A 25,528-nucleotide genomic window follows, 5' to 3' on the forward strand; every position below is an offset into this window, starting at 1 on the left:
ATAGCCTGCCGGCGTCAGTAGTTCCGGCGATGCTTGAGGCGGGGCAGGACGACGCCGAACACGGCCGCCGCCGCGAACCCCAGGATGCCCGTGGCTGAGATCCCCGGCCCCAGGGAGGCCAGTGCCGTCACCCCGGAGAGGAGCACCGGACCGCCGGTGGACCCGGCGTCCGCCATGAACCGCCAGAGGCCCAGGAACTGGCCGCGGCCGCGATCCGGCGAGAAGTCCGCTCCCAGGGTCATCACCAGCCCGGAGCTGATGCCGTTGCCGAAGCCGATCAGCAGCGCAGCCAGCAGCAGTCCCGTGAAGGATCCGGTGAGCGGGATCAACAGCAGTGCGGTTCCCATGAGCAACGTGGACGGGATGGCCACCCATTGCCGGCCTTTGCGGTCCATCAGTTTGCCGGCGGGATAGAACACCAGCATGTCGATCGCACCGGAGAGGCCGTAGATCAGGGACGCGGAGGTGGCGTCCATGCCCAGATGGTCGGCCCAGAGCGGGATCACCACCTGCCGGGAGGACCGCAACGCACTGAGCAGCAGGATGCCCACGCCCAGCGAGAGGAATACGCCGGCGTGCGAAACCGCCACGCTCCGGAGCGTGGGCTGGGCGGCGCCGTCCCCGCCCGGCGGGGCGTCCGGCACGGCCAGGTCCGGGATGGTGAGGGACAGCAGGGCTGCCGCGGTCATGGCCACCACGCCCACCCAGTACGCGCCGGCGATGCCGAAGAACTGCATCACGGCCGCGCCCGCAAAGGGGCCGATGAACACTCCGATACGGTTCACCCCGCCCAAGGTGGACAGTGCCCTGGCACGGAACGCCACGGGCACGGCCTCGGTGAGGTATTTCTGCCGGGCCAGGCCGAACACCGCACCGGACATCCCGACGACGGTCATCGCCACGGCCAGCAGCCAGAGTCCGTTCGGGGCCAGCGCGGAGGTGGCGGCGGCGGCGAGTGCCAGGCCGGCGGCGACGGCGGCGCCCACGATGGACCAGCGCTCTCCGAAGCGCAGGGTCACCAGGGACGCGGGCAGGTTGAAGAACCAGGAGCCCAGGCCGATGAGGGTCACGATGAGGGCTGCCACGGCCACTGATGCGCCCAGCTCGCGGGCCGACAATGCCACCACCGGGAGGATGGCACCCTGGCCGATTCCGAAGAGCAGCGTGGGACCGAACGCGGCGACCGCAATACTGCGCAGGTTGAAGGGCTGGGCGTCATCCGGGGAAGTCATCAGATTTATCCTATGGCCGCCGCCAACGCATCAGGGCCGTGAGGCGAAGGACGGGGTGTGGCAGCGCCCCGGGCCCCTAACGTTTCCTGGGCCGGGGCTCGATGCCCGTCAACGCCCGGACCAGGTTGACCAGCTCCGCCACGGCCCCAATGACCGAGCCCGCCATGGCGATCACCAGGAGCACCCGCACCAGCACCGGCCAGCCGGTCCAGCCGCCGGTGAAGTCGAAGGGGAAGACCTCCCAGACGCGGACGGTGGCGGCCAGGCCGAAGCCCAGCGCCACCAGGTTTCCCACGGCCCAAAGGGCCCGGGCACGGATCAGGACGCAGACCACGCCCACCACGATGCCGGCGATCATGGACGCGTTGATCAGGTCAAGGACGCGGACCATGCCGGAGGTGAGGAAGGGCAACACCTGCCACCCGGGCCAGATGTTGATCCCGTACAGGAGCAGGGCATTGACCACTGCGGAGCCAATGTTGCCGCTCCCGCCGGTGGAAGTCCGGTCCGCCATGGCACCACCCTCCCCCGGCCCCACCGCATGCCGAAAGTGCCGAAGGTCCCCCCACCGGCGTGCGTCCCGGCGGTAAAAATACAGGGGTCACAAAAGGGCCGGCGAGGAGTAGCGTTCGCCTTATGGGGCGCTGATTCGTGCCCACCGCCAAGGGGAGGTCATTTCATGGGTGAAGTGTGGGTTCGCACTCTGGGCAACGGGTTGGTCCGGGCAGACCGGGTCACCGAGATTGCGTCCACCCGGGGGTCCTTGCACGAGGACCGCGGGTATTCACTGAAGGTCATTGTGGACGGCAAGGGCCACGTGCTGATTGACGACGCCGGCCTGCAGGGTTCCCTGCCGGAGCGCCTGGAGTATGCCCGGCACATGGAGGATGCCCTGCTGCTCGCCATCGACGAGGCTCGCGAGAACGACGCGTCGATGGTGATCTCCTACGAGCCCGAACGCGAGCGCTGGTCTGCCGCTCCGGTCTCTGTATTAACGGGCAGGCTCCCCGAAGTGGTCTGACCCCGGGGGCCCGCCGCCGGACTGCCTCAGTTGTGCGTCGGTTCCTCCACCAACGCGGTCGCGATGCTGGCCGCGTCCTCCAAGGCTGCCAGGAAGCGTTCCGCGTCCAGGGCAGCCGCGCAGCCGGTGCCGGCCGCAGTGATGGCCTGCCGGTACCGGTGGTCAACGGCATCGCCGCAGGCGAAGACTCCGGCGAGGTTGGTGCAGGTGGTGGGGGCATCCACTTTGATGTAGCCCTCCTCGTCCAGATCCACTTGGCCGGCCACGAGTTCGGTCCGCGGCAGGTGCCCGATGGCCACGAAGATGCCGGTGGCGTCCTGGTGCCGGGTTTCGCCGGTGCGGGTATCCGTGAGGGTCACGCCGGTGACCTTGCCGTCGCCGTGGATGGCGCTGACCGCGGAGTTCCAGGCGAACCGGATCTTGGGGTTGTCCTTGGCCCGCTGCGCCATGATGCGGGAGGCCCGCAGTTCGCCCTTGCGGACCACCACAGTGACGGTCTTGCCGAAGCGGGTCAGGAAAGTTGCTTCCTCCATGGCGGAGTCGCCGCCGCCCACGACGATGATGTCCTGGTCGCGGAAGAAGAACCCATCGCAGGTGGCGCACCAGGAGACGCCGTGGCCGCTGAACTTCTTCTCCTCCGGCAGGCCAAGTTCCTTATAGGCGGAGCCGGTGGCGAGGATGACCGCCTGCGCCTCGTACGTCTCCCCGCCGCCGGTGACGACGCGCTTGACGGGGCCTTTGAGCTCAACGGAGGTGGCGTCGTCGTACTCGATACGGGCGCCGAACTTTTCCGCCTGCTGCTGCAGGCCGTCCATCAGCTCCGGGCCCTGGATGCCGCCCGGGAAACCGGGGAAATTCTCCACTTCGGTGGTGTTCATCAGGGCACCGCCGGCCGTGACGGAGCCGGCCAGGACCAGCGGGTTCAGTCCGGCGCGGGCGGCGTAGATGGCGGCGGTGTAGCCGGACGGGCCGGAACCGATAATGATCAGCTGTTCTTTGCTCATGGGATGTCCTTCGGAGGCGGTGCTACTGGGCGTGCCTTGATCACATCACGGATCAGAGCGGGAGGGCCAACGTTCGCTTCGATGTCATAAAGGCCGCGGTGTTGCGCACATCACATTCTGTCCCTACTCTGGTTGAGGCTTAAGCAAACAGGCCATGCAAGAAGCTGCAGCGTCGCAGCCAATGCCGGGGAAGGCTTACAACGTGAATTCGAAGCTTAATATCGTGGTCCGGATTGACCTGGACCACAGCAAGGCCCAGGTGATTGCAAAGGGGCATATCACCATCCACAGCATTAACGCACTCTATGTCGTGGCCAAGCGTGCCAACTCCCTCAAAGGGGGCCTGGACCTGGAGCTTGATATCTCCAGCGCCTGGGTGGACGAGGATGCGCTGGAAATGCTCCGTTCCGCAGCCCGGTCCAGGCACCTGCCGGCCAAGATCGATCCCGGCCAGGCACCCTGCACCATCAGCGTGCTGGCTGACCGGCTGCATCGTTCCGCGACGCCTGCCCGCCAGGCCGCATAGCGCGTCCCGGCCGCTCGCCGCGCCCCCTGATCGGGCCAGAGCCGGCCGGCCACATTTTCCTCTCCCGCTTTAACCAACGAAGTGCAGCTGCACCCGAACAGACGGGTGGCTGCACTTCGTGACGTCATGGCTTTCTTCCGGGAGTTTCGGGTCGAACAGCTCCTGGACCTACAGCAGCCGGTCGCTGCCGGCGAGGAACTCCCGGAGTTCCATCTGGGTCAGGCCCGCCGCGTCGCTCAGGGCGTCCGGCGCGGCACCCAGCCGGGAGGCGCCGCGCACGGCGTTGGCAAACCCCTCCTGCGCGGCATCCAGCTCCCACTGGATGCTTTCCACCCGCGCGGAGGCCAGCCGGACCGCTTCCAGTGGATCTCCCGCAGGTTCGCTATCCAGCCTGTGCCCGCAGGCACATGACCATTCGGAGGAGCCGAGCTCAAGTGGAGCCCAGCCGAGGGAAGCAATGGGGACCGGGGAGGCCGTCATTTCCACGCCGCAATGCATGGGGGCCGCGGGTGCCGTGATGTCCAGCGCCACGCTTTCCGCGGGCCGGGCGGGAGTCTCGGTGTCTATCGTCACCGGGATCGAGTGCCCGGCCGCCTGAGGTTCAAGTACTGCAGTCATTCGATCCACCATCCGATAGTTCACTAACAATGTAGCTAGTCTAACTAGGATTACTTCGTTGTCTACCGGGATCCAATGTGCGGAGCCATGTTGACGGCGTCCACCGCCTCGCGCATGCGCATCAGGAAGTGCATCACCGCTTTGATTTCCTCCGGCGACAGGGACTCGGCGGCCTCGAGCATGCGCTTATGCATTTGGTTGAGGTTATGCCGGACTTCCTCGTCGGCTCCGGGTGCGGGCCGGAGAATGATGGCGCGGCGGTCCGACGGGTGGCGTTCACGCGTTACATGGCCGCTGGCAACCAGCCGGTCCACGAGCGTGGTCATGGAGGCCGAGGTGATTCCCAGCCGGCCTGCCAGTTCCGTGGGGCGTACGCCCACGCCGGCGGCTTCTGCGTCAATGAGGTACCGCAGGGCCAGGAGATCGGTCTCCCCCATGGCGGGCGACGAGCGAGTGCGCCGGCGCATGGCGGTTTCGGATGTGCGGAACTCCCGGAGGGCGTTGATCACATCAACGGCCCTGGGCTCTGTGTCTTCCAGGGTGGGGTACGAGTAGCCTTCGCTTGCACCATGCGGGTTCATGCGAATTCCTTCGATATCCTACTTGCTTGGCTGTCTAACGAATCTATCGTAGCCCATCCGCCGGCCCGGCCCCCGAAGAGCCCGGGCAAGTACCTGCGCCGGCCGCCGGAAAAAGTAGAGTACCGGCTACTCGTGCACGCGCCCTGGCCACCCAATAAATTGCAAGGAAACCTGCGGCGGCCGATGCCACTGGGTACGACTTGAATGGGGGTGCGGGGTGGCGGTTGGCCCGGCGCATAACAGGGGACCCGAACGGCAAGGGTTCCTGCTGGACCTGATAACAGGTACCGAGGACGACGCCGGCTCCCTGCAGACGCTCGCCGACGCAGGGGCCAGGTGGCTCAGTACGACGGCCGGCTCAACGATCGAGTGCGGCGCCGTGCTGCACAGGCAGCGAACCTACGCCGCCGGTGCCGGCAGCACGCCGGGAGCAGCCCGCTTCGCGGCGGCCGAGGAGGAACACGGAGACGGGCCCACAGCGCTGGGCGTGGCGTTGTCAGCGCCCGTGGTGGTCAACCCCACGGGCTCCGCCGCGCGCTGGCAGGCGTACCGTCACCGGTTGCTGGACGGCGGATACGGAGCGGCATTGGCCCTCCCCCTCGAACTGCGGCCCGGATCGTCGGGAGCCCTGGTGTTCCTGGCCCACGGCAACTACGCCTTTATCACCCGGATCACCAACGAGGCGGCCTGGTTTGCCGGGGTGGCCTCACAGAGCCTGAAGCTGGCCTTGGACGTCCACGGCGTCATCCGCTCCGGAGACAACCTGAAGCAGGTGCTGGAGAGCAGGACCTCCATCGATGTGGCCTGCGGTGTGCTGATGGCACAAAACCGCTGTTCCTACCCCGAGGCCTTCAGCAAGCTCGCCGGGGCGTCGCGGCACCGCAACCTCAAGGTCCGCAGCGTTGCGGACAGCATCCTCAGCACCATGCCCAGCGGCGCCGCGGGCACCCGGTTTGAGCCCCCGGCGTTTGCCTGAGGACTATCGGAAGGGCAGCGGCGTACCGGTACCCGGAGGGGTTAGTGGCGCGCCCGCGCCCGGATGAGTCCGGCGGCGACGAGCCCGGCAGCTCCGAGGGAAGCCAACATGCCGCCGAGAGCCACGAAGTAATCTGTAATGGTCATTGCCCTGCGCTCCGTCCATGCCACTGAAACTGCCTGATGAGCCCAAGCTACGCGCCGAGTCTCAGCGTTTCCCGAAGGATCGCCAGCAGGTTTGGTCAAGATCTGATGAAAATCAGCTGCGGGCATCCACATAGTTCGGTTCCCCGATCTTCCCTTTGGCGGGGCGTTCCGTATTATTCATGCATGTGGACAAAACAAAGCCAGAGCTACTGCCCCACCTGCGGCAGGGCCACTAAGCACGTCACGCATTTCCGCAAGGACGACGCCGGCTCGCTGGTTGCGGAGGTCCGTTGCAGTGAGTGCCCCGAGATTGAGAGTGCCGTCGCCTGAGTCCCTTCGGCGCCTCCTCCGGCCGGCTTATGGCCTGCCGGCGTGCGGACGGACGACGACGAAGATCACCAGGGCCACTGCCTGCACCCCGGTGATGGTCACCGCCAAGGCCGGAATTGATTGTTCATAGAGCAGGCCGATGAGGAAGCTTCCCGCCAGCCAGGCAAGGCCGTAACAGGCAGTGAACATCCCGTATGCACTCCCCCGCCGGGCTGCGGGTGCCAGCCCCGCGACGCCGGCCCGCATGGTGCTTTCCTGGACCCCCATGGCCGCTCCCCACACCAGCACCCCCGCCACCGCGAGCACTGTGTTGTTGCTGAACCCAAGCCACGGGACTGCTGCGGCCAGCACCGGCAGGACCACGAGGACTTTCAGGCCCACCCGGTCAAAGAGCCACCCGGAGGCCAGGGCCGCCACGGCGTCAACTCCCATGGCCACCGCGTAGAGGACCGGGACCAGCGCGGGCGGAAGCAGTCCGGCCTGCACCAGGTGGAACGAGAGAAGCCCGAACGTGGCATAGCCAAACATGGTGAGGCTGCTGAACGCGGCGTAAATCCAGTACTGCCGGGGCAACGGGGCAGCCCTGCCGGGCGGTGCGGGTGGAGCCCCAGGACGGGCATCGGCCTGCGGGGTGGCGGGTTCCGCGGGCGGCTGGCCCGGGACGGTCTCGTAGGCGGCAGGGTCCGGAACCTTGTTCTTCAGCCAGAACAGCAACAGCATGGCCGCCAGCCCGGGGATGGCCAGCAGCAGGAATCCCGGCCCGTAGCTTCCGGTCAGGGCGAGCGCCGCCCCCACCAGGAGGGGCCCCAGCAGTGCTCCCACCTGGTCCAGCGCTTCGTGCAGCGCAAAGGCCTTGCCCTGGCCCAAGGAGGAACCGGCCTCAGCCAGCATGGTGTCTTTGGCAGGGCTCCGCACGGCCTTGCCCAGCCGTTCGGCCAGGACCAGGAGGCAGGCGATCCACAGTGCATTGCTGATGCCCAGGAGCGGCACGGACAACGCCGTGAGGGCATAGCCGGAGATGGCAAGGGACCAACGCAGTGCCGGCCGGTCCGCGAGGCGCCCGAACAGCAGGCGGAGGACCAGGGCGACGGCTTCACCCGCCCCCGTGACCACGCTGACGAGGACGGCCGAGGCACCCAGGGCGCCCAGGTAGGGCCCGGTGACGCTCCGCGCGCCCTCGTACACCATGTCCATCAGGGCACTGACGATCCCGAAGGCCACAATGAAGCGGACAGCCGTCATGGGCGTTCCCGGAACGGCCCTCCCGGTGCTACCGCTGGTATTCGTGTTCCCTCACCCGCTTCGCCGGGGCGGCAGCTTTGGCCGGGGACTTGCTGTCCGGATGTTCCGGCCGGGTCACGGCCAGGATCACCCCGATGCCGGCCAGGGAGGAGACCATGGCCGAGCCGCCGTAGGAGATGAACGGCAGCGGGACACCGATAACCGGCAGCAACCCGCTCACCATGGCGATGTTGATCACCGCCTGCCCCAGGATCCAGGTGATCACGCTGCAGGCAACGATCCGCGAGAAAGTGTCCGTGGTGCGGGCAATCGTCTTAAAGACCGTGATGGCAAGGATCGCGAACAGCCCGAGGACCAGGAGGGTGCCCGCCAGCCCAAGTTCTTCGCCCAGGATGGAGAAGATGAAGTCGTTGTGGGCTTCCGGGATCCAATTCCATTTCTGCCGGCTCTGCCCCAGGCCAACTCCGAACCAGCCGCCGGAGGCAAGCGCGTATGCGCCGTGCTGCGCCTGGTAACCCATGCCCTGGGCGTCCTCGTCCGAACCCATGCCCAGCCAGGACGAGATCCGGCCCATCCTGTTGCCGCTGGTTGCCGCGAGGACCAGGGCGGCCACAACGCACATCAGGCCGGCCACGGAGAACACCTTCATCCGAACCCCGCCGTAGAACATGGTGGCGGCAAGGATCAACATGATGATCATGGTGGTGCCGAGGTCGTGCCCCAACGCCACGATGATCATGATCAGCCCGCCGGCGGGGCCCAGCGGTACCACCGCATGTTTCCAGTTCGCCAGCAGGGCCTGTTTCCGGTCCAGGATGGCCGCGGCCCAGACAATCAGCGCCAGCTTGGCGAACTCGGAGGGCTGGGCGGTGAATCCGCCTACGCTCAGCCAGTTCCGGTTGCCGTTCACGGACATGCCCAGCGGCGTGAACACCAGGACCAGCGCTGCCAGTGACCCGATCAGCATGGGCCAGCCCAGGCGCCGGATCCGCCGCACGGGCATCCGGGCCAGAAGCAGCATGATCACCACGCCTGCAACGGTCCACATGGCCTGCTTGAGCGGGAGATCGTACGGATTGTTTCCTGCCGCCACGGATTCCACGGACGACGCCGACGCCACCTCCACGAGCCCGATCGCCGAGAGCGTGAGGACCACGGCCAAGATCAGCGGCCGGAGGCGACCCGGCGAGTCATCCTCCAGCCAGAGGGTAAATCGTCCCCATCCGGGCCGGCCAGGGCGGGCCGCGCTGCGTTGTTTTTGACCTGTATCCATCTGTCCGTTCCTCAGCCTGCACCCCGGGCTTCCTCCACGGCCGGGCCCATCTCCGGGGCGGGTACCGCCGAGAAAAAAGAGTACGCCCCCGCCGCCCGGGGACCGCACCGGCGCGGCCGGGAAACCGGCATTCTGGGGAAATTGCCAGCTTGGCCCTGTAGGGTAGCGGAAACCTGTCCCCTCCCGAAGGTCATTTCGTCGTGTTCGGTTCCAGAAAATCTCCCGGCCCGGAACAGGAAGGCTCCACTCCCGTTGCCTATCCGGGCCAAGGCGAGCTGTACGCCGCCAGTTCCCGCCACAGCAGGCCCCGCCGCCGTGCCCCGCGCTGGGTCAAGGCTGTGGTCGCCGTCGTCTCCGTGCTCCTCCTCGGCGTCCTGGCGTTCGGCGGCTACTGGGCCTGGCGCCTGCAGTCCAACATCAGCACCGCGGCGCTGACCGCCGGTGGCGAACGCACCGAAGGTGCGGTCAATGACAGCACGGACCGGATGCAGATCCTGGTGCTGGGCTCGGACACCCGGAGCGGGAGCAACAGCGAGTACGGCAGCGCGGACGATTCCTCCGGCTACGGACAGTCCGACGTAATGATGCTGCTGGACATCTCGGCGGACAACAAGCACGTCAACGTGGTGAGCTTTCCCCGCGACCTCCTGGTGAACATCCCGGCCTGCACGGACCCGAAGACCGGCCAGAAGTATCCCGCACAGCAGGGTGCCATGATCAACAGCGCCATGAAACAGGCTGGAATCGGCTGCGCCGTGGACACCGTGAACAAGCTCACCGGCCTGGAGATCGACCACTTCATGATGGCCGATTTCAACGCCGTCAAGGAACTGTCCAACGCGGTGGGCGGCGTGGACGTATGCGTCAGCGACGCCGTGGACGATCCAGATTCCGGGCTGCACCTGCCCGCCGGCACCTCCCAGGTGCAGGGTGAACAGGCGCTGGCGTTCCTGCGCACCCGGCATGGTTTCGCCAACGGCGGGGACCTGGGCCGGATCAAGGCCCAGCAGGGATTCCTGGCCTCGCTGACCCGCAAACTCAAGTCCGAGGGAACACTCAGCAACCCGCAAAAGGTACTGACCATCGCTGATACGGTCACCAAGAACCTGACCGTGGATTCGGGGCTGTCCTCCGTGCCGTCGCTGCTGACCATCGCCAACCGGCTGAAGAACATCGATCCGGCGAGCGTCAACTTCATCACCACTCCCACCGTCCCGGCGCCGCAGGACCCCAACAGGCTGGCCCTGGACGAGCCGGCGGCCGCCAACTTCTTCGCTGCACTGCGCAGCAATCCGGACCTGAGCCAGCCGGCCACCGCCGCCCCCACCCAGGCACCCGCGACACCCTCGGCACCCGCCTACGACAAGGCGCTGCAGCCGGTATCCGTTGCCAACGGCACCGGCGTGACGGCCCGAAGCACTGCCATCGCCGGCCTGTTGGCCGACGCCGGCTTCACCAAGGTGACCAAGCTCCAGGCCACCGTCCGCACCCAGACCATGGTCTACTACAGCGCCGGGTATGAAGACGTGGCAGCGGACGTCGCCGCACTGTTCGGCCTGCCGGCCGGCAGCGTCCAGCAGGTGGCCAACATCCAGGGCGTGCAGCTCTCTGCCGGCACCGACTTCGTGACGGGCACCAGGCCCGCCACACCGCCGTCGTCAGCTGATTCCGGGAGCGTGGTGGCGCAGACCGGAAGCGACCAGACCTGCCAGGCCACCAACACCTCCGGCTACTAGCAACCCGGGGACCGTCGCAGTCCCCAAAGTACACAGTTGCCTGAATACAGCCAGCTATGTACTTTGGGATCATGCAAACCCTCACGCAGGCTCCCGTGCTGGCCCGGTTCGGCTACGCGGTCTCAGACCCAACCCGCGCCCGTGTCCTCCTGGCGCTTTCCGGGGCAGCCTCGTACCCCTCGGACCTGGCGGACAGCCTCGGCGTGTCACGGCAGAGCATGTCCAACCACCTGGCGTGCCTGCGCGGCTGCGGCCTGGTGGTTGCTGTTCCGGACGGCCGGCGCACACGCTACGAGCTCGCGGATGCCCGGATCGGCCACGCCATCACGGACCTGATCAACGTGGTCCTGGCCGTGGACCCCACCTGCTGCGGCCCCGACGGGAACGTGGCGTGATGACAGCACTCCACATGCCCGGCGCGGAACGCCGGCGGGTCCTCAGCCGCCGGATCCGGCTCTTTGCAGCGGCCACCATCACCTACAACGTCATCGAGGCCGCCGTGGCGCTGTGGGCGGGCGGGGTGGCCGACTCCTCGGCCCTGATCGGCTTCGGGCTGGACTCGGTGATCGAGGTGGCGTCCGCACTGGCGTTGTCCTGGCAGTTCTCCGCCAAGGACCCGGAGCGGCGCGAGCACCTGACGCTGCGGATCATCGCCGTGTCCTTCTTTGCCCTTGCTGCGTTTGTGACCGTGGACGCCGTCCGCTCGCTGGCAGGCGCGGGAGAAGCGCAGCACTCGGGTCCCGGAATCGTCATCGCGGCCCTGAGCCTGGCCGTCATGCCCGTCCTGTCCTGGGCCCAGCGCCGTGCCGGCCGCGAACTCGGCTCCCGGACGGCAGTGGCCGATTCGAAGCAGACCCTGCTGTGCACCCACCTCTCCGCCGTGCTGCTGGTTGGCCTGGTCCTGAACAGCGCCTTGGGCTGGTGGTGGGCGGACGCCGGGGCAGCACTGGTCATTGCGGCAATCGCCGTCCGTGAAGGCGTCAGCGCGTGGCGCGGGGACGCCTGCTGCGCGGTTCCGCACGCGGAGCAGGACCCGGCCGGCGACGACTGCTGCGGGCCGGCTCCGCAGTCCTTGGGCATGCCCACCATGAGGAAAGGCTGACCCGTGGGCAGCGGACACAGCCACTCCCACGGCGGAGCCGACCACCACGGCCAGCGCGGAAAGCTGCTGCTGGTTTTCGGCATAACGTTTACCGTGATGCTGGCCGAGATCCTCGGAACGGTCCTGACCGGGAGCCTGGCCCTGCTGGCGGACGCCGGGCACATGTTTACCGATTCCGCAGGGCTCCTCATTGCCGTGATTGCGGCATCCCTCGCCCTGAAGCCTGCCACCCACACCCGCACCTGGGGTTACAAGCGCGCCGAAATCATCGCCGCGGCCGGGCAGGCCGCATTGCTGCTGGGCGTGGGCGGATTCGTCATTGTGGAGGGCATCCGCCGGCTGTTTGCCCCTCCCGAGGTGGGCGGCTCCCTCATGCTGTGGTTCGGCGTCATCGGACTGGCCGGCAACGCGGTGGGGCTGTTGGTGCTCGCCTCCGGCCGTCACCACAACTTCAACATGAAGGCCGCGTTCCTCGAGGTGCTCAACGACGCCCTGGGTTCCATCGCGGTGATCGTGGCAGCACTGGTCATCGCCCTGACCGGCTGGACCCGGGCGGACGCCGTCGTGTCCCTGCTGATCGGTGCGCTGATCATCCCGCGCACCCTCAGCCTGCTCCGGGACACCGTGAACGTGCTGATGGAAAGTACTCCCCCGGGCCTGGACCTGGCCAAAGTACGGGAACACATCCTGGCCCTGCCGCACGTCATCGACGTCCACGACCTGCACGCTTCACTGGTGGCCTCGGGCGTTCCTGTGTTGTCCGCCCACGTCACCGTGCAGGATCAGTGCATGCGCGACGGGCACTCGGCAAGCATCCTGGCCGACCTGCAACGCTGCGTGGCCAAGGACTTCGACGTCAGCATCGAGCATTCCACCTTCCAGATCGAACCCGCTGCGCACCGCGACCAGGAAAGCATCCAGCACTGACGGCACAGGCCGCCTGCCGGCCGGGCCTTCGGCCGCCGGGAGCAGAGTGGCTCAGGCGGCCACCGGCTCCTTGGTGCGTTCCCGTGGTACCGGCTCGACGGCGGGTTCCAGCTTTGCGTTGGCCCACTGCCGGAGCGGCCGCTCCACAAAGCGGACCGACGCGTACGCCACCAGCACGGTGAGGACCGCGGTCAACGCGATCCGGAGGGGCAACGCCGGGATCAGCCGCATCAGCAACAGGTACACCGGCAAGTGCCAGAGGTACATCGCATACGACAGGTCGCGGCCGGGGTTGGCAAGCCACGGGTGGCTCAGGATCCGCGCCAGGAACCCTGCCGGCTCGAGCACCAAGGCTCCTATCAGCACCGCTGACAACAGGGCGAGCACCGCGGGCCCGGCAGCCCAGAAAACCGTGAACCACACGCCAGGTCTGTCAGGTTCCCGGAACAGGAACAGGGCGGCCGCCAGAGTAATGGCCGCCAGCGGGGCTCCCCAGCGGGCCACGGACACCAACCCACCGTGCAGCCGGGAGCCGGTCCGCACGGAGGTGAACAACAGGGCCAGTGCGCAGCCAATCAGCAGCTCGTCGGCGCGGGTATCCGGGCCGTTGTAGATCCGGGCCAGCGGCTGGCCCTCGGTGACCAGCAGGATCCGGTTCAGCAGGAACGCGCCGGCCACCGCCAGCGTGGCGAAGGCGACGGTGCGGACCTTCCACAACCGGAGCATCACCAGCAGCAGGAGCGGCCACACCAGGTAGAACTGCTCCTCGACGGCCAGGGTCCAGGTGGGGCCCAGCGTTTCCCCGGCGATGGAGTCGCCGAACACGCCAAAGTGCGCCAGGTTCATCACGTAGGCCGCGGCCGGCAGGACGAACCCCGCCTGTCCGCCCCAGCCCGAGGCCGGGAACAGGAGGCCTGCTACGAGGATCACTGCGCAGAGCGCCAGCAACGCCGGCCAGAGCCGGGCCAGGCGCTTGGCGTAGAAGATGCCCAGGTGGAGGCGGCCGGTGGTGCTCCACTCCTTCATGATCAGCAGCGTGATCACGAAGCCGCTGAGCGTGAAGAAGACGTCGACGCCGATGGATCCCCCGGGGACAAGATCGGTGGCCGTGTGAAAAAAGAACACTCCCGCCACGGCGATGGTGCGGAGCCCGTCCAGGGCATGCTTGCGCCCGGCGATGAGCCCCGTTCCGGGCAAGGCCGGGCGCTCCGCGGCTGACAAAATTCCACTGCTTGACCTAAAAACCACTAAGCAAGCATATATAACGTTTCCATAACTGCCCTGTGTGGAAGCTGGGCGGACGCTGAAAACGGGGCCCAACATCGTGGCTTGTGGCCGGCCGGCGCGCCTTCTACATTGAACACATGGTGGACCAGGACATGGCAGAAGATTTCGAGCGGCTCGTCGAACTGATCGGCGGCACGGAAGACATCAAATCCGTGTTGGACGCCATCACCACGTTTGCGGCGGCCACCATGACGGACACCACCGGCACGCCTATTGAATGCGCCGTGACCCTGCGCCGCCGCAAGCACACGGCCACCATTGGCGGCAGCAGCGATACTGCGGTGGTGCTGGACAGGATCGAGCAGACGCTGGGAGACGGGCCCTGCGTCGACGCGCTGGAGACCGGCGTCCCCGTCCTGCTGGGTGACGTGGACTCCGACCCCCGGTGGCCCGAGTACCGCCAGGCCCTCGCAGCCGCGGGCATCGCCAGCGCGCTGGGGGTGCCCATGAAACTGCAGGACGACGCCGGGGCCGTCCTGGATTTTTTCGCACCCGCCAGCGGGGTCTTCAGCGAGCGGGCGGTGTCCGAGGCGGTACGGTTTGCGGACATGGCGGGCATGGCCCTGCGCCTGGCCATCCGGATAGCGTCCGCGGACCAGCGTGCCGAGCACCTGAAGGCCGCGATGGACACCAGGACCGCGATTGACGTGGCCTGCGGGATCATCATGGCGCAAAACCAGTGCAGCAAGGACCAGGCGTTTGAAGTACTCCGCCGGGCCTCCAACACGCGGAACCAAAAGCTCAACGATCTTGCCCAGTCGCTGGTGGACCGGTTCACGGGCTCCCAGCCCACAGCCGCCTACTTCGAGGATTGAGGTTGCACGCCGGCGGCGTTCCCCGCCGGCCCGGGAGCCAGCGACGCTGCTGACTCCCGGAGTGTACGGCGTGGATGTGGCCCACCCCCGAATCATGGATTTCCCTTGGGCCACATCCGCGCCAGCTAGGGGGGAGGCGGATGCACGCCCGGAAGGGGCTCGGGTGTTGTGGGGAGAGCGGTCACGGATATCCTCAGACGGTGCGTTGCTGGCCGTCTGCCTGACCTTGGGCCAGCCTACAAGCACCTGCCTTCCGGCAACAGCGTGCAAGCGCACAATTTTCTGTCAAGATCATGCAAGGATTCAGCGGGCTGGACCCAACCACTCCGCCATCGCTTCCGGCAGGCCCGACGCCGAGTGCCCGCCGGCCCAGGCCACGTAGCCGTCGGGACGCACCAGCACTGCCGTTGGTGCAGGCACCACGCCCAGCACCGGAAGCTCCCACGCGCCGTCGTACGTCCCGGAAACCTGCCGCACCCGCCCAGTCCACGCGCCCGCGTCCAGGCCGGGACCGCCCAGTTCCAGCAGCACCGGCCGCGCCTGGTGCAACAGCTCATAAATCCGCACGGATCCCCCAACGGTGGCGATATCCAGGTCGGGCATCCGGCGTCCCACGAGGGGGTGGCCCGTGCCAGGACCGTAGGCGACGTCGAGGCCGGTGACCAGTGCCGTCACCGGATCGGCGGCGCCCTCGCGGCGGAGGACCTCATCCAGCAGGTCCCGCAGCGCCTCCTGCCGGGGATCGGCCTTCTGGAACAGGGACTGCGCCATGGTGTATTTGAGCGCGCGGGCGCCTGCCGGGTGGCGTTCGGCATGGTAGGTGTCCAGCAGGTGGTCCCCGGATATTCCGCGGACCACCTGCGCCAGCTTCCAACCGAGGTTCACGGCATCCTGGAGGCCCAGGCCAATGCCCTGCCCGCCGGTCGGGGAATGGACGTGGGCGGCGTCGCCGGCCAACAGGACGCGGCCCTTCCGATAGGACTCCGCCTGCCGGGTGGCGTCCGTGAAACGCGAGAGCCAGGCAGGGCTGTGCACGCCGAAGTCCGTGCCGAACACATCGGTCAAGGCGCGGCGCAGGTCCTCCAGCGTGGGCTCGGTGGCGGGACCCAGCTCCGCTTCTGTCACCACCACCCGGACCATGCCGTCCCCCATCGGGTACAGCCCGTGGATGCCGCGGGCATCGACTGTGCCCTGCTGCACGGGTTCGCCGGCCACCTTCACCTCCGCGATGAGGCTGCTGCGGGTGGCGTCCGGGCCGGGGAAGTTGATCCCCGCCGAGCGCCGCACCACGCTGCGTCCGCCGTCGGTGCCCACCACAAACCTGGCCCGCACTGGTCCGCCGCCGGCGAGCTGCACGTCGGCGCCGTCGTCGTCCGCAACCACGCCGGTGACCTCCACGCCCCGCCGGACCTGCACGCCCAGCTCCTCTGCCCAGCCCAGCAGCAGCCGCTCGATGTGGTTCTGGAACAGGGCCAGCGTGTACGGGTGGCGCGTGGGCAGGCCGGCCAGGTCCAGCTGGGTGGCGCCAAACGTTGCCGCCTGAACGGTCTTGCCCTCGGCGAGGAACCGCTCCGCGATGCCGCGCTGGTCCAGCAGTTCAATGGTTCGCGCGTGGATTCCACCGCCGCGGGAGCCGGCCAGCTCCTGGGACGGCCGCCGCTCCAGCACCAGCGCCTCCACGCCCGCCAGGCGCAATTCCGCCGCGAGCATCAACCCCGTGGGCCCGCTCCCCGCTATCACCACATCATGCATGTTGTCCCCGCCCGTTCCTGCACCCGCCAGCCGGGATGCGGCACCCAGTATGCGTCAGCCCGGGGGCCTTGCGGCAAGCCCCCCGGAGCGCGGTACCTTGGAAATACAGGGACGACTGCCGCCTCTAAAGCAGGCGTGCCGCCTTCTCCAGGTTGGGGGTCCCTGAGAAGGCGGCACTGCGTCCAAAGTACTTGCCGGCGCCTGCGGCACAGCCCGCCAACTGCTCTTTCGGCCAAAACTTTAACGATTCCTTTACGCCGGGCGGAACGGCCGGCCCCAGTATGCGCGTGCGTCATCTGCCGGTGGGCACTCCGTTTACGCCGATTCACCCGCGCCATTACACCTGTCAAGACTGTTTGCGTTACACCGATCCTCCGTACGCTGTGGCGTAGGCCGCACAGCGGCCATGGACGCCACACAGCGCCGTTCCGGTGCTGCACACAGGGCATAGCCCCGACTTTGCATGGCGAACGGTCTCCTCCCCGTCTTGGTGGTGCGCCAACCACATTGCTCAATTCAGGCAAAAATGGAGAAACCAAAAATGAGGAAAATACTAGTGCGCCTGCTTCTGGCGACGCTCTTGGCAGCGATGGCGCTGCTGGCTCCACAAGCGGTCCAGGCCGCCCCGCCGGTCCCGGCGTATCCTTCGTGCCCCGGTTTTGACGTCACGCTCAGTTCGACCGGTGGGACACAGGACGTCCGCATGACACGAATCAAAGACGGAATCATCTACACCGTCGTCGCCGGCCGTGGAACAACCATCACGGTGACCAATGCCGAATCCGGAAAGTCAGTAACGTTCGGCACGAAGGGTTCGGTCACCAGGAGCGCCACGGACATCGCCACCGGCGACATTACGTGGTCGCTGTCCGGCGCAAACCTGGTCCTGTTGTTCGACAAGGTTGACCTCGGCGGACCGTCCACCATCCTGTACACCGGTGTGGTCAAGTACACCACTGACAGCAACTACACCCTGACCCAGCCCTTCCAGCAGCAGTCAGGCACGCAGCGGAACATCTGCGCTGAGCTGGGCTAGGCGGACACTCGTCCGGGCGGCGGCATAAACTCCGCTGCCCGGGCGAACTTTTTTGAGAGCGTTGTCGATCCGGGCTTCCCCTGCGCGTCGTATGGGTAGGGGCTCCAACAGTGGGCTCTTATTAACAAGCGAAGGGAGTTCAAAATGTCCAAGTATCTGATCCTGATTTACCAGGACGAAGCGGTGACCAGGCAGGCCGAAGGCGAGTCGATCAGCGCCAACTACCAGGAGTTCATGGAACGCCGCGGAGCGTCCCTGATCAGCGGCGCCGCCCTCCACCCGTCCTCCACGGCGACATCCATCCGCCGCGACGGGGCTGGCGGGTTCGTGGTGACGGACGGCCCCTTTGCCGAGTCGAAGGAGACCCTGGGCGGCTACTACCTGGTGGAGGCGGCCGACCTCGACGAGGCGCTCCAGATCGGCAAGGAGGTGCCCGCCGGCGTCGGGGTTGAGGTGTGGCCGGTCCGGGTGGTCAGCTGATGGCGCGGGCCGCCGGCTCGGAGGTTGCTGCCGCGGTTGCCGATGCGCACCGCCGGGAGTGGGCGTTCGTGCTGGCGGCCACGGTGCGGGTTGCCGGGGACATTGACGCCGCTGAGGAAGCCGTCCAGGACGCGTACGCCAGCGCCTTGTCCACGTGGGGCGGGAACGGCATCCCGAGCAATCCCGGGGCTTGGCTGACGGTGACGGCACGACGACGGGCCTTGGATATGCGGCGCCGTGCGGCAACGGCGCAACGGGCTCTGCCCAAGCTCCTTGGCCGTGAGGACGACGACGGCGGGTTCACAGATGGGGACGATATTCCGGATGACCGGCTGAGGCTGATTTTTACCTGTTGCCACCCTGCCCTTCCCTTTGAGGCACGGGTGGCCCTGACGCTGCGGCTGCTCTGCGGACTGTCCACGGCCGAGGTGGCGCGGGCGTTCCTGGTCCCCGAGGCCACCATGGCGGCCCGCATCACCCGGGCGAAGAAGAAGATCACGGCCGCTCACATCCCCTACCGGGTGCCGTCGGCGGACGAGCTGCACGAGAGGGTGGACGGAGTCCTGTCGGTGGTGTACCTCGTGTACACCACCGGGCACACGGCGCCGTCAGGAGCCGACCTGATGCACCGGGACCTTGCCGAGCGCGGCGCGGAGCTTGCCCGGCTGCTGCGTGAACTGCTTCCTGCCGACCCCGATGTGGCCGGGCTCCTGGCCCTGGTCCTGCTGACAGAGGCGCGGCGGGATGCCCGGATGGACGGGAACCGGGACCTCGTCCTGTTGGAGAACCAGGACCGGTCCAAGTGGGACCGGCACGCCGTCACGGAAGGAGTGGCGCTCCTGCGCGAGGCGCTGGCGTCCCGGCCGCCCGGCCGCTTTGCCCTCATGGCAGCCATCGCTGCCGTCCATGACGAGAGCGGGTCCTGGTCCGGCACCGACTGGCAGGAGATCCTTGGCCTTTACGACCTGCTGATGGAGCGGTGGCCCTCCCCCGTGGTCCGGCTCAACCGGGCCATCGCCCTGGGCTTCGCGGTGGGGCCGTCCGAGGGGCTGGCAGAACTCGATGCGCTTGGCGCCGAGCCGCAGCTTGCCAGGTACCCGTACCTGGCTGCGGCGCGCGGTGACTTCCTGGTCCGGCTGGGCCGGCCGGATGAGGCGCGGGTGACGTTCGAGGAGGCATTGATCCTGACGGACAACGAAGCCGAGCAGCGTTTCCTCCGTGCCCGCCTGTCCGGCCTGGCCGGCTGACACCGCCGGTTGCCGGTTCGCCGTGGCCCGAGGCAAAGGGAAAGCCCCTCTTAGGAGGGGCTTTCAACGTAGTGGTTGTCACTTGGCTTCCGATAGTGGTCGGTGTTGATGCACTCCCCCTTCCCGGATGCCCCCGGGCGCCCATCCGGACTATGACCTAAATCACTTTAGAGACCTCCGGCTAGGGCGTAAAGACCCTAATCGAAAAAAGGCACGGCGTTCGACGGCGGGGCGCGGCCGGCGTCTGACATCGCAGCGACCGGTGCCCAAGCCAGCGACCGGGCATTATGCTTCTGACGGAGGGCAGAACTGTGAACAAAAACCGGCTTGAGGCGTTCAGCGATGGCGTGCTGGCAATCATCATCACCATTATGGTGCTGGAGCTGCGAGTACCTGAGGAGCCCACCTGGCATGGCGTCGCCGGGGTGCTGCCCACCTTGCTCAGCTACCTGCTCAGCTTCGTCTATGTGGGGATCTACTGGAACAACCACCACCACCTGATCCAGATTGCGGACCGCGTCAACGGTGCCATCCTCTGGGCCAACCTGCACCTGCTGTTCTGGCTGTCCCTGTTCCCCTTCACCACCCGGTGGATGGATGAGTCCGGGTTCGTGGAGGTGCCGGTGCTGGTCTACGGCATCAACCTTCTCGCCGCAGCCATCGCTTTCTACATCCTGGAGCAGGCACTCATCCGCGAACAGGGCAAAACCGGGGCCGTCGCCCAGGCCCTGGGGCGCGACTGGAAAGGCAAGGCATCGCCACTGATCTACCTCGTGGGCATAGCGCTGGCGCTCGCCCAGCCGCTCCTGGGCATCGCCGTCTACACTGTGGTGGCCCTCATCTGGCTGGTCCCCGACCGGCGGGTGGAGCACTTCGTGTACCGCGCCCACCAGCCCGGCGACGCCAACGGCCAGGACCTCCCCGGCCACACCACGCCCTAGGTTTCCTTTCGGCGGGACCTATTCCTCTGGTCCGGGACCATCCCCGGAGATGCACTGGTACCAGCAGGTGCCAGTGCATCCCGCCCGAAAGGAAACGCAGAATGGCCAAGGACACCGCGCTGACCGCCGAGGGGACTCCCGAAGCAGCCCCGGGGTCACGATGGGAAGCCGTGGCAACGTGACAGCCGCGAAACACAATCCGTCCGCCGTGGCAGCAATCAAGGCGGTCCACACTCTCGCGTGGCTGTCGATTGAACTGTGCGTCGTCTACGTGCTCGTCACCGGCTTGGCCGGGCGGACCGACAAGCGCGTCGGCATGGCGGCGGCAGTGGTCACCGCCGAAACCCTGGTATTTGCCGCCAACGGTTTCCATTGCCCCCTCACCGGCCTCGCGAAACGGTACGGCGCCGAAACCGGCTCGGTCACGGACATCTACCTGCCAAAATGGTTCGCCCACAACCTTCCGGCCATCCACACTCCCCTGCTGGTGCTGATGGCCTACCTCCACATAAGGAACATCCGCCGAGGGCTGGCCGGCTAAGGGCCAACCTACCGGCGGCGCTCGTCGAACGTGGAGGAGCTCAGATGTCCGCCAGCAAGGACGTGGGGTTTTCGATGGCGTCCGCCACGAAGCGGAGGAAGCCGCCGGCGGTGCCGCCGTCGCACACCCGGTGGTCGAAGGTGAGGGTGAGCTCGGTGACCTTACGGACAGCGAGCTCGCCGTTGACCACCCAGGGCTTGTCGATGATGCGGCCCACCCCGAGGATGCCCACCTCCGGGTGGTTGATGATCGCAGCGGATCCGTCCACGCCGAACACGCCGTAGTTGTTCAGGGTGAAGGTGCCGCTGCCGAGTTCGGAGGGTGTCGCCTTGCCGTCCCGGGCCACCTGCGTGAGGCGGCGGATTTCCGCGTCCAGTTCCCGGGCGCTGAGTTTCTCGGCGCCGCGCACGGAAGGCACCACCAGGCCACGCTCGGTCTGGGCCGCGAAGCCGAGGTTGATCCCGTCGAACGAGACGATCTCCTGCGAGCCGTCCTCCGCCGTTTCGATCCGCGTGTTCAGTTCCGGGTACTTCTTCAGCCCGGCGGTGACGAACCGGGCGATGAAGGCGAGCAGGCCCGGAGCTTCCCCACCCTTGGCTTTGAGTCCTTCCCGCAGCTCCATTAACGCCGTGGCATCCACATCCACCCACACGGTCGCTTCCGGGATTTCCGAGCGGCTGCGCGCCATGTTCGCGGCCACTGCCTTCCGGACACCGCGGACAGGAGTGCGGGCGGAGACGGCAAGACCCGTACGGGGGTCTGCGGTTTTGGTTTCGACAGGCTCAACCACCGGGGTGCGCTTGGTTTCCGCCTGCTCGACCGCAGGGGCGGAGATGGCCGCTTCGACGTCGCGGCGCATGATGAGGCCACTGTCGCCGGAGCCTTGGAGGCCGCCGAGATCGACGCCGTGCTCCCGGGCCATGCGCCGGACCAGCGGTGAAATCACCGCGCCGAGCCTGCCGGGGACGCGGGTGCGCAGGAGGCTGAGGTCATCCTCGGTGGTGTTGACAGGCTTGGTTTCGACAGGCTCAACCACCGAGAGCGAGGCTTTGGGAGCACGGGTGCGCCGGGCAACGCCGTGACCGCCGGGAGTGCCGTAACCAATCAGGACATTCCCTGAGCCGGCCTTCTCCTCTTCACGATAGGCCTCGGCCGCCGCGCTGGCCGGTTTCGGCTCGGCAAGCTCGGTCTCGGTGGGCTGAACTACCGGCTGGTCCGGCGAAGGGGCGGGGGCGGCGTCATCCGCGTCAGCCCCACCGGCGACACCAGTAGAGAGCGGCGTCACCGAGATCAGCGGCTTGCCCACATCCAGGGTCTCCCCCGGCTTCCCATGCAGCTCGGCGACGATCCCCGCGTACGGGGACGGGACCTCGACGGCGGACTTGGCGGTTTCCACCTCGGCGATCGGCTGGTCAACAACAATCGTGTCCCCCACCGAAACGTGCCAGGCAACGAGTTCGGCTTCGGTCAGGCCTTCGCCCAGGTCCGGCAACAAAAACACACGTGCTTGGCTCATGGTCAGTTCTCCCACTGAAGGTCGTCGACGGCGTCGAGGATGCGGTCCACGCCGGGCAGGTAGTACTTCTCGAGTTTGGGCGCGGGGTACGGGACGTCGAACCCGGTGACCCGGCGGATGGGGGCGGCCAGGTAGTGGAAGCAGCGTTCCTGGACCCGGGCCACGATCTCGGAGGACACGGACGCGAAGCCGTGTGCCTCGGCGATCACCACGGCCCGGCCGGTCTTGCGGACGGACTCACACACGGTGGCGTCGTCGAACGGCACGATGGTCCGCACGTCGATGACTTCCAGCGAGCGCCCTTCCAGCGCGGCCGCTTCGGCGGCGGCGAGCGCGGTGGGGACGGACGGGCCGTAGGCAATGAGCGTGGCGTCCGTGCCGGGACGGGCGACGGCGGCCCGGCCTTCGGAGGTGTGTCCCGTCGTCGTGCCTTCCGCATGAAGGCGCCGCAGCTCACCCAAGTCCACCTGGTCCTTGGTCCAGTACATCTTCTTGGGTTCCATGAAGATGACGGGGTCGTCGGAGTCGATGGCTTCGCGGAGCATCCGGTAGCCGTCCGCCACGGTGGCGGGGGTGTACACCTTCAGGCCGGCGGTGTGGGCGTAGTAGGACTCGGAGGAATCGCAGTGGTGTTCCACTCCGCCGATGCCGCCGCCGTACGGGATGCGGATGACCAGGGGCAGTTTCACGGCTCCCTTGGTGCGGTTGTGCATCTTGGCTACGTGGCTGACAATCTGCTCGAACGCGGGGTACGCGAACGCGTCGAACTGCATCTCGATCACCGGGCGCATCCCGTTGATCGCCATGCCGACGGCCATGCCCACAATGCCGGATTCGGCCAGCGGAGTGTCGAAGCAGCGCTGTTCGCCGAACGTGGCGGTGAGGCCGTCGGTGATGCGGAAGACGCCGCCCAGCATGCCCACGTCCTCGCCGAAGACCAGGACGGAGGAGTCGGCGTGCATGGCGTCGGCGAGCGCCGTGTTCAGGGCTTTGGCCATGGTGACCGGCTGCGGGCCGGCGGCTTCGGCGGACGCCGCCGCGGAGGCTGCGGCCCGGGCGGTGGCGGCGGAAACGTTGCCGTTGGCCTCGGATGAGGTGGTGATGGTGGGGCTCACTTGCCGGCCTCCTGTGAATCAGTAGCTGCTGCGTCGCGGGCGAGTTCGTCGGCGAGCATGGCGGATTCTTCCGCCAGCTGCGGTGTCTGCCGGTCGAAAACGTGGCGGAACAGTTCCTGCGGGTCGACGGGAACGTCCTCGCTGAGGCCTTCGCGGAGCTGCGCGGCAACGGCCTCGGCGTGTTCACGGATGCGGGCCTCGCCGTCGTCGTCCAACAACCCGCGGTCCGTGAGGTACGTGCGCATCCTGTTGACCGGGTCCTTGGCCCGCCACTCGGCAACCTCGCTGTTTTCGCGGTAGCGGGTGTCGTCGTCGGCGTTCGTGTGGGCCTGCATGCGGTACGTGTTCGCTTCCACCAGCAGCGGGCCGGAGCCTTCACGGGCGAGCTTGACGGCGCGGTCCAGGACGGCGAGGAGCGCCACGACGTCGTTTCCGTCCACGCGCTCGCCGGCCATGCCGTAGCCCACGGCCTTGTGCGCGAGCGACGGCGCCACGGACTGGTGCGCCAGCGGCACCGAGATGGCGTACTTGTTGTTCTGGACGAAGAAGATCACCGGCAGGTGGAAGACGGCGGCGAAGTTGAGGGCCTCATGGAAGTCGCCTTCGCTGGTGGCTCCGTCGCCGCACATGGCCAGGACCACGGTGTCCTCGCCGCGGAGCTTGGCGGCGTGGGCCACCCCGACGGCGTGAAGCAGCTGGGTGGTCAGCGGGGTGCACTGGATGCCCACCTTGTTTTCGAGGGGGTCGTAACCGCCGTGCCAGTCGCCGCGGAAAATGGTCATCACCTGCACCGGGTCCACGCCCCGGGTCATGACGGCCACGGCGTCGCGGTAGGTGGGGAACATCCAGTCGGCGTCGGACAGGCACAGGGCGGCGGCAACCTGGCAGGCTTCCTGCCCGTGGCTGGAGGGGTAGACGGCCATCCGGCCCTGGCGGACCAAGGCGGAGTTCTGGTCGTTGACGCGGCGGCCGACGACGAGTTGCTCGTAGGCTGCCAGCAGTTCCTTGTCGCCGGGCACGGGGTATTCGTGGCCGGGCTGGGTGCCCTGCTCACCTTCGGGGATGAGCCGGCCGTCCGGGTCCACCATCTGGATCTGGTGCCGGGCGGGGAGCATGTAGTCCTCCACCGTGATGCCGAACTTCTTCACAGCTTCGGTCAGCGCGTTTCCTGCTGGCTCGGTGCTGGTGGTGTCCGGCGCGGTGTGGTCTGCGGAGATCGTCATTGGTCCGTCCTTCGGTTGCCACTATTCGCTCCCAGTATGGTCCCGCAGCAGGTTTCGTATCTACCGGGTGGGCAAATCGTGGAGAAGCTGCTTCAAAGTGCCTACTATGGGAGACGATTTGTAACTGTGACGTGGATTACCGACAGGAGTCGTGGACAAAATGCCGGGCAAGGATGCTGCAGCCGAGGTCCCGCTGGACGACATTGACCGCCGGATCATCAGTGAGCTCACCCGGGACGGACGGATGTCCGTGACCCAGGTGGCGGAAAACGTGCACATCTCCCGGGCACATGCCTACTCGCGGATCGCCCGGCTGACCGGCGACGGGGTGCTGACCCGCTTCACCGCACTGGTAGACCCCATCAAGGCAGGGCTGAAGTCATCGGCCTATGTCACCCTCAAGCTGAAGCAGGACTCCTGGCGGGAACTTCGGGACCAGCTGGGCGCCATCCCGGAGGTGCACCATATCGCCCTGGTGGGCGGTGATTTCGACGTGATCCTCCTGGTCCGGGCCGTGGACAACATCGACCTTCGCCGGGTCATTTTCGATCAACTGCAGACCATGCCGGGCGTCCTGGATACGCAGACTTTCCTGGTGTTCGAGGACGTGGATACGCGGTAGAAGCGGGCTAATTCGCCGAGCATGTTCGTCGCCGGTGCCGGGACGTAATGCCGACGCGCACGTCAGGGCGCTGCCCACCCGCGCGAGTACTCGACCCCCGATCCAAGTAGCGGTCAACTCCAGTCGCTGGAAATTCGGGTACCACTACGTGTTGTTGCGCCCTTTTGCGTTCGCAAATATTGGGTCATCGATCCACCGGAAGGCACCTCGATGGAGCCACCTATGGGGGAACGGGTTCT

27 protein-coding genes are annotated in these 25,528 nt (G+C 67.2%); 15 read left to right on the forward strand and 12 right to left on the reverse strand.

Annotated features, from left to right (window positions below):
• Positions 1 to 14: 14 nt before the first annotated feature.
• Both DFO47_RS01470 and DFO47_RS01475 read right to left on the reverse strand, forming a co-directional pair.
• Positions 15 to 1,232 carry an MFS transporter gene (locus DFO47_RS01470; protein ID WP_133830410.1) on the reverse strand — a complete coding sequence of 406 codons (1,218 nt, stop codon included), beginning with the start codon at positions 1,230 to 1,232 and terminating at the stop codon, positions 15 to 17.
• 76 nt (positions 1,233 to 1,308) lie between these two features.
• Positions 1,309 to 1,746 carry a hypothetical protein gene (locus DFO47_RS01475; protein WP_133830411.1) on the reverse strand — a complete coding sequence of 146 codons (438 nt, stop codon included), beginning with the start codon at positions 1,744 to 1,746 and terminating at the stop codon, positions 1,309 to 1,311.
• 165 nt (positions 1,747 to 1,911) lie between these two features.
• Between DFO47_RS01475 and DFO47_RS01480 the strand changes: the two genes are divergently transcribed.
• The gene (locus DFO47_RS01480; RefSeq protein ID WP_018760608.1) at positions 1,912 to 2,253 is read left to right on the forward strand and encodes a hypothetical protein; all 342 of its coding nucleotides are present in this window, start codon (positions 1,912 to 1,914) and stop codon (positions 2,251 to 2,253) included.
• A 26-nt stretch (positions 2,254 to 2,279) separates the two neighbouring features.
• Here the strand turns inward: DFO47_RS01480 and trxB are convergent, their stop codons facing one another.
• Complete coding sequence (trxB, locus tag DFO47_RS01485; RefSeq protein WP_133830412.1) at positions 2,280 to 3,257, reverse strand: thioredoxin-disulfide reductase; 978 nt, start codon at positions 3,255 to 3,257, stop codon at positions 2,280 to 2,282.
• 202 nt (positions 3,258 to 3,459) lie between these two features.
• On the opposite strand from trxB, the gene DFO47_RS01490 reads away from it, so the two are divergent.
• Positions 3,460 to 3,783, forward strand: a complete 324-nt coding sequence (locus tag DFO47_RS01490; protein ID WP_133830413.1) for a hypothetical protein — start codon at positions 3,460 to 3,462, stop codon at positions 3,781 to 3,783.
• A 168-nt stretch (positions 3,784 to 3,951) separates the two neighbouring features.
• Here DFO47_RS01490 and DFO47_RS01495 read toward each other — a convergent pair whose 3' ends face one another.
• Entirely contained in the window at positions 3,952 to 4,401 is a 450-nt protein-coding gene (locus tag DFO47_RS01495; RefSeq protein WP_243835289.1) for a hypothetical protein, read from the reverse strand.
• A gap of 62 nt (positions 4,402 to 4,463) precedes the next feature.
• The gene (locus tag DFO47_RS01500; protein WP_109044268.1) at positions 4,464 to 4,982 is read right to left on the reverse strand and encodes a MarR family transcriptional regulator; all 519 of its coding nucleotides are present in this window, start codon (positions 4,980 to 4,982) and stop codon (positions 4,464 to 4,466) included.
• Between the two features lie 217 nt (positions 4,983 to 5,199).
• On the opposite strand from DFO47_RS01500, the gene DFO47_RS01505 reads away from it, so the two are divergent.
• Entirely contained in the window at positions 5,200 to 5,958 is a 759-nt protein-coding gene (locus DFO47_RS01505) for an ANTAR domain-containing protein (RefSeq protein WP_133830414.1), read from the forward strand.
• A gap of 329 nt (positions 5,959 to 6,287) precedes the next feature.
• On the forward strand, positions 6,288 to 6,434 hold the full coding sequence (locus DFO47_RS21035; protein ID WP_165837969.1) for a hypothetical protein: 147 nt from the start codon (positions 6,288 to 6,290) through the stop codon (positions 6,432 to 6,434).
• Positions 6,435 to 6,461: 27 nt separating this feature from the next.
• On the opposite strand, the gene DFO47_RS01510 is transcribed toward DFO47_RS21035, so the two are convergent.
• Positions 6,462 to 7,676: an MFS transporter gene (locus tag DFO47_RS01510; RefSeq protein WP_133830415.1), complete on the reverse strand. Its 1,215-nt coding sequence runs from the start codon at positions 7,674 to 7,676 to the stop codon at positions 6,462 to 6,464.
• Between the two features lie 28 nt (positions 7,677 to 7,704).
• A complete protein-coding gene (ftsW, locus tag DFO47_RS01515; RefSeq protein ID WP_243835292.1) occupies positions 7,705 to 8,949 on the reverse strand; it encodes a putative lipid II flippase FtsW in 1,245 nt (414 codons plus the stop codon).
• 200 nt (positions 8,950 to 9,149) lie between these two features.
• Between ftsW and DFO47_RS01520 the strand changes: the two genes are divergently transcribed.
• The 4 genes from DFO47_RS01520 (at position 9,150) to DFO47_RS01535 (ending at position 12,714) form a co-directional block, all read left to right on the forward strand.
• Complete coding sequence (locus DFO47_RS01520; RefSeq protein ID WP_133830416.1) at positions 9,150 to 10,685, forward strand: LCP family protein; 1,536 nt, start codon at positions 9,150 to 9,152, stop codon at positions 10,683 to 10,685.
• Between the two features lie 71 nt (positions 10,686 to 10,756).
• Positions 10,757 to 11,080: a winged helix-turn-helix domain-containing protein gene (locus DFO47_RS01525; RefSeq protein WP_133830417.1), complete on the forward strand. Its 324-nt coding sequence runs from the start codon at positions 10,757 to 10,759 to the stop codon at positions 11,078 to 11,080.
• Positions 11,080 to 11,787 carry a cation transporter gene (locus DFO47_RS01530; protein WP_133830418.1) on the forward strand — a complete coding sequence of 236 codons (708 nt, stop codon included), beginning with the start codon at positions 11,080 to 11,082 and terminating at the stop codon, positions 11,785 to 11,787. The genes DFO47_RS01525 and DFO47_RS01530 overlap by 1 nt, the downstream gene beginning before the upstream one ends.
• 3 nt (positions 11,788 to 11,790) lie before the next feature.
• Positions 11,791 to 12,714 carry a cation diffusion facilitator family transporter gene (locus DFO47_RS01535; protein ID WP_133830419.1) on the forward strand — a complete coding sequence of 308 codons (924 nt, stop codon included), beginning with the start codon at positions 11,791 to 11,793 and terminating at the stop codon, positions 12,712 to 12,714.
• A 51-nt stretch (positions 12,715 to 12,765) separates the two neighbouring features.
• On the opposite strand, the gene DFO47_RS01540 is transcribed toward DFO47_RS01535, so the two are convergent.
• Entirely contained in the window at positions 12,766 to 13,935 is a 1,170-nt protein-coding gene (locus DFO47_RS01540; RefSeq protein WP_133830420.1) for an acyltransferase, read from the reverse strand.
• Positions 13,936 to 14,078: 143 nt separating this feature from the next.
• Between DFO47_RS01540 and DFO47_RS01545 the strand changes: the two genes are divergently transcribed.
• The gene (locus DFO47_RS01545) at positions 14,079 to 14,816 is read left to right on the forward strand and encodes a GAF and ANTAR domain-containing protein (protein WP_166651651.1); all 738 of its coding nucleotides are present in this window, start codon (positions 14,079 to 14,081) and stop codon (positions 14,814 to 14,816) included.
• A 303-nt stretch (positions 14,817 to 15,119) separates the two neighbouring features.
• On the opposite strand, the gene DFO47_RS01550 is transcribed toward DFO47_RS01545, so the two are convergent.
• On the reverse strand, positions 15,120 to 16,568 hold the full coding sequence (locus DFO47_RS01550) for an FAD-dependent monooxygenase (protein WP_133830422.1): 1,449 nt from the start codon (positions 16,566 to 16,568) through the stop codon (positions 15,120 to 15,122).
• A 703-nt stretch (positions 16,569 to 17,271) separates the two neighbouring features.
• On the opposite strand from DFO47_RS01550, the gene DFO47_RS01555 reads away from it, so the two are divergent.
• From DFO47_RS01555 to DFO47_RS01575, 5 genes are all read left to right on the forward strand, one after another.
• Positions 17,272 to 17,604, forward strand: a complete 333-nt coding sequence (locus DFO47_RS01555; RefSeq protein WP_133830423.1) for a hypothetical protein — start codon at positions 17,272 to 17,274, stop codon at positions 17,602 to 17,604.
• A 144-nt stretch (positions 17,605 to 17,748) separates the two neighbouring features.
• Positions 17,749 to 18,084: a YciI family protein gene (locus tag DFO47_RS01560; RefSeq protein ID WP_018760625.1), complete on the forward strand. Its 336-nt coding sequence runs from the start codon at positions 17,749 to 17,751 to the stop codon at positions 18,082 to 18,084.
• Complete coding sequence (locus DFO47_RS01565) at positions 18,084 to 19,331, forward strand: DUF6596 domain-containing protein (protein WP_133830424.1); 1,248 nt, start codon at positions 18,084 to 18,086, stop codon at positions 19,329 to 19,331. The genes DFO47_RS01560 and DFO47_RS01565 overlap by 1 nt, the downstream gene beginning before the upstream one ends.
• 311 nt (positions 19,332 to 19,642) lie before the next feature.
• Complete coding sequence (locus DFO47_RS01570; RefSeq protein WP_133830425.1) at positions 19,643 to 20,272, forward strand: TMEM175 family protein; 630 nt, start codon at positions 19,643 to 19,645, stop codon at positions 20,270 to 20,272.
• A gap of 208 nt (positions 20,273 to 20,480) precedes the next feature.
• Complete coding sequence (locus DFO47_RS01575) at positions 20,481 to 20,813, forward strand: hypothetical protein (RefSeq protein ID WP_243835294.1); 333 nt, start codon at positions 20,481 to 20,483, stop codon at positions 20,811 to 20,813.
• Between the two features lie 40 nt (positions 20,814 to 20,853).
• Here DFO47_RS01575 and DFO47_RS01580 read toward each other — a convergent pair whose 3' ends face one another.
• The 3 genes from DFO47_RS01580 to pdhA are packed head-to-tail and all read right to left on the reverse strand — an operon-like array spanning position 20,854 to position 24,667.
• Positions 20,854 to 22,329 carry a dihydrolipoamide acetyltransferase family protein gene (locus tag DFO47_RS01580; RefSeq protein ID WP_133830427.1) on the reverse strand — a complete coding sequence of 492 codons (1,476 nt, stop codon included), beginning with the start codon at positions 22,327 to 22,329 and terminating at the stop codon, positions 20,854 to 20,856.
• Positions 22,330 to 22,331: 2 nt separating this feature from the next.
• On the reverse strand, positions 22,332 to 23,444 hold the full coding sequence (locus tag DFO47_RS01585) for an alpha-ketoacid dehydrogenase subunit beta (RefSeq protein ID WP_109044261.1): 1,113 nt from the start codon (positions 23,442 to 23,444) through the stop codon (positions 22,332 to 22,334).
• Complete coding sequence (gene pdhA / locus DFO47_RS01590) at positions 23,441 to 24,667, reverse strand: pyruvate dehydrogenase (acetyl-transferring) E1 component subunit alpha (protein ID WP_018760631.1); 1,227 nt, start codon at positions 24,665 to 24,667, stop codon at positions 23,441 to 23,443. The genes DFO47_RS01585 and pdhA overlap by 4 nt, the downstream gene beginning before the upstream one ends.
• 160 nt (positions 24,668 to 24,827) lie before the next feature.
• On the opposite strand from pdhA, the gene DFO47_RS01595 reads away from it, so the two are divergent.
• Positions 24,828 to 25,289 carry an Lrp/AsnC family transcriptional regulator gene (locus DFO47_RS01595; RefSeq protein WP_109044260.1) on the forward strand — a complete coding sequence of 154 codons (462 nt, stop codon included), beginning with the start codon at positions 24,828 to 24,830 and terminating at the stop codon, positions 25,287 to 25,289.
• Positions 25,290 to 25,528 lie beyond the last annotated feature (239 nt).

The organism is Arthrobacter sp. AG258, assembly GCF_004364695.1.
In the GTDB taxonomy this organism is placed as follows: domain Bacteria; phylum Actinomycetota; class Actinomycetes; order Actinomycetales; family Micrococcaceae; genus Arthrobacter.

Coding starts and splice junctions, on each gene's coding strand:
- DFO47_RS01470 (WP_133830410.1), bottom strand. CDS start 1,232: ATGACTTCCCCGGATGACGCCCAGCCCTTCAACCTGCGCAGTATTGCG.
- DFO47_RS01475 (WP_133830411.1), bottom strand. CDS start 1,746: ATGGCGGACCGGACTTCCACCGGCGGGAGCGGCAACATTGGCTCCGCA.
- DFO47_RS01480 (WP_018760608.1), top strand. CDS start 1,912: ATGGGTGAAGTGTGGGTTCGCACTCTGGGCAACGGGTTGGTCCGGGCA.
- trxB (WP_133830412.1), bottom strand. CDS start 3,257: ATGAGCAAAGAACAGCTGATCATTATCGGTTCCGGCCCGTCCGGCTAC.
- DFO47_RS01495 (WP_243835289.1), bottom strand. CDS start 4,401: ATGACTGCAGTACTTGAACCTCAGGCGGCCGGGCACTCGATCCCGGTG.
- DFO47_RS01500 (WP_109044268.1), bottom strand. CDS start 4,982: ATGAACCCGCATGGTGCAAGCGAAGGCTACTCGTACCCCACCCTGGAA.
- DFO47_RS21035 (WP_165837969.1), top strand. CDS start 6,288: ATGTGGACAAAACAAAGCCAGAGCTACTGCCCCACCTGCGGCAGGGCC.
- DFO47_RS01510 (WP_133830415.1), bottom strand. CDS start 7,676: ATGACGGCTGTCCGCTTCATTGTGGCCTTCGGGATCGTCAGTGCCCTG.
- ftsW (WP_243835292.1), bottom strand. CDS start 8,949: ATGGATACAGGTCAAAAACAACGCAGCGCGGCCCGCCCTGGCCGGCCC.
- DFO47_RS01525 (WP_133830417.1), top strand. CDS start 10,757: ATGCAAACCCTCACGCAGGCTCCCGTGCTGGCCCGGTTCGGCTACGCG.
- DFO47_RS01530 (WP_133830418.1), top strand. CDS start 11,080: ATGACAGCACTCCACATGCCCGGCGCGGAACGCCGGCGGGTCCTCAGC.
- DFO47_RS01545 (WP_166651651.1), top strand. CDS start 14,079: ATGGTGGACCAGGACATGGCAGAAGATTTCGAGCGGCTCGTCGAACTG.
- DFO47_RS01550 (WP_133830422.1), bottom strand. CDS start 16,568: ATGCATGATGTGGTGATAGCGGGGAGCGGGCCCACGGGGTTGATGCTC.
- DFO47_RS01555 (WP_133830423.1), top strand. CDS start 17,272: ATGACACGAATCAAAGACGGAATCATCTACACCGTCGTCGCCGGCCGT.
- DFO47_RS01560 (WP_018760625.1), top strand. CDS start 17,749: ATGTCCAAGTATCTGATCCTGATTTACCAGGACGAAGCGGTGACCAGG.
- DFO47_RS01565 (WP_133830424.1), top strand. CDS start 18,084: ATGGCGCGGGCCGCCGGCTCGGAGGTTGCTGCCGCGGTTGCCGATGCG.
- DFO47_RS01580 (WP_133830427.1), bottom strand. CDS start 22,329: ATGAGCCAAGCACGTGTGTTTTTGTTGCCGGACCTGGGCGAAGGCCTG.
- pdhA (WP_018760631.1), bottom strand. CDS start 24,667: ATGACGATCTCCGCAGACCACACCGCGCCGGACACCACCAGCACCGAG.
- DFO47_RS01595 (WP_109044260.1), top strand. CDS start 24,828: ATGCCGGGCAAGGATGCTGCAGCCGAGGTCCCGCTGGACGACATTGAC.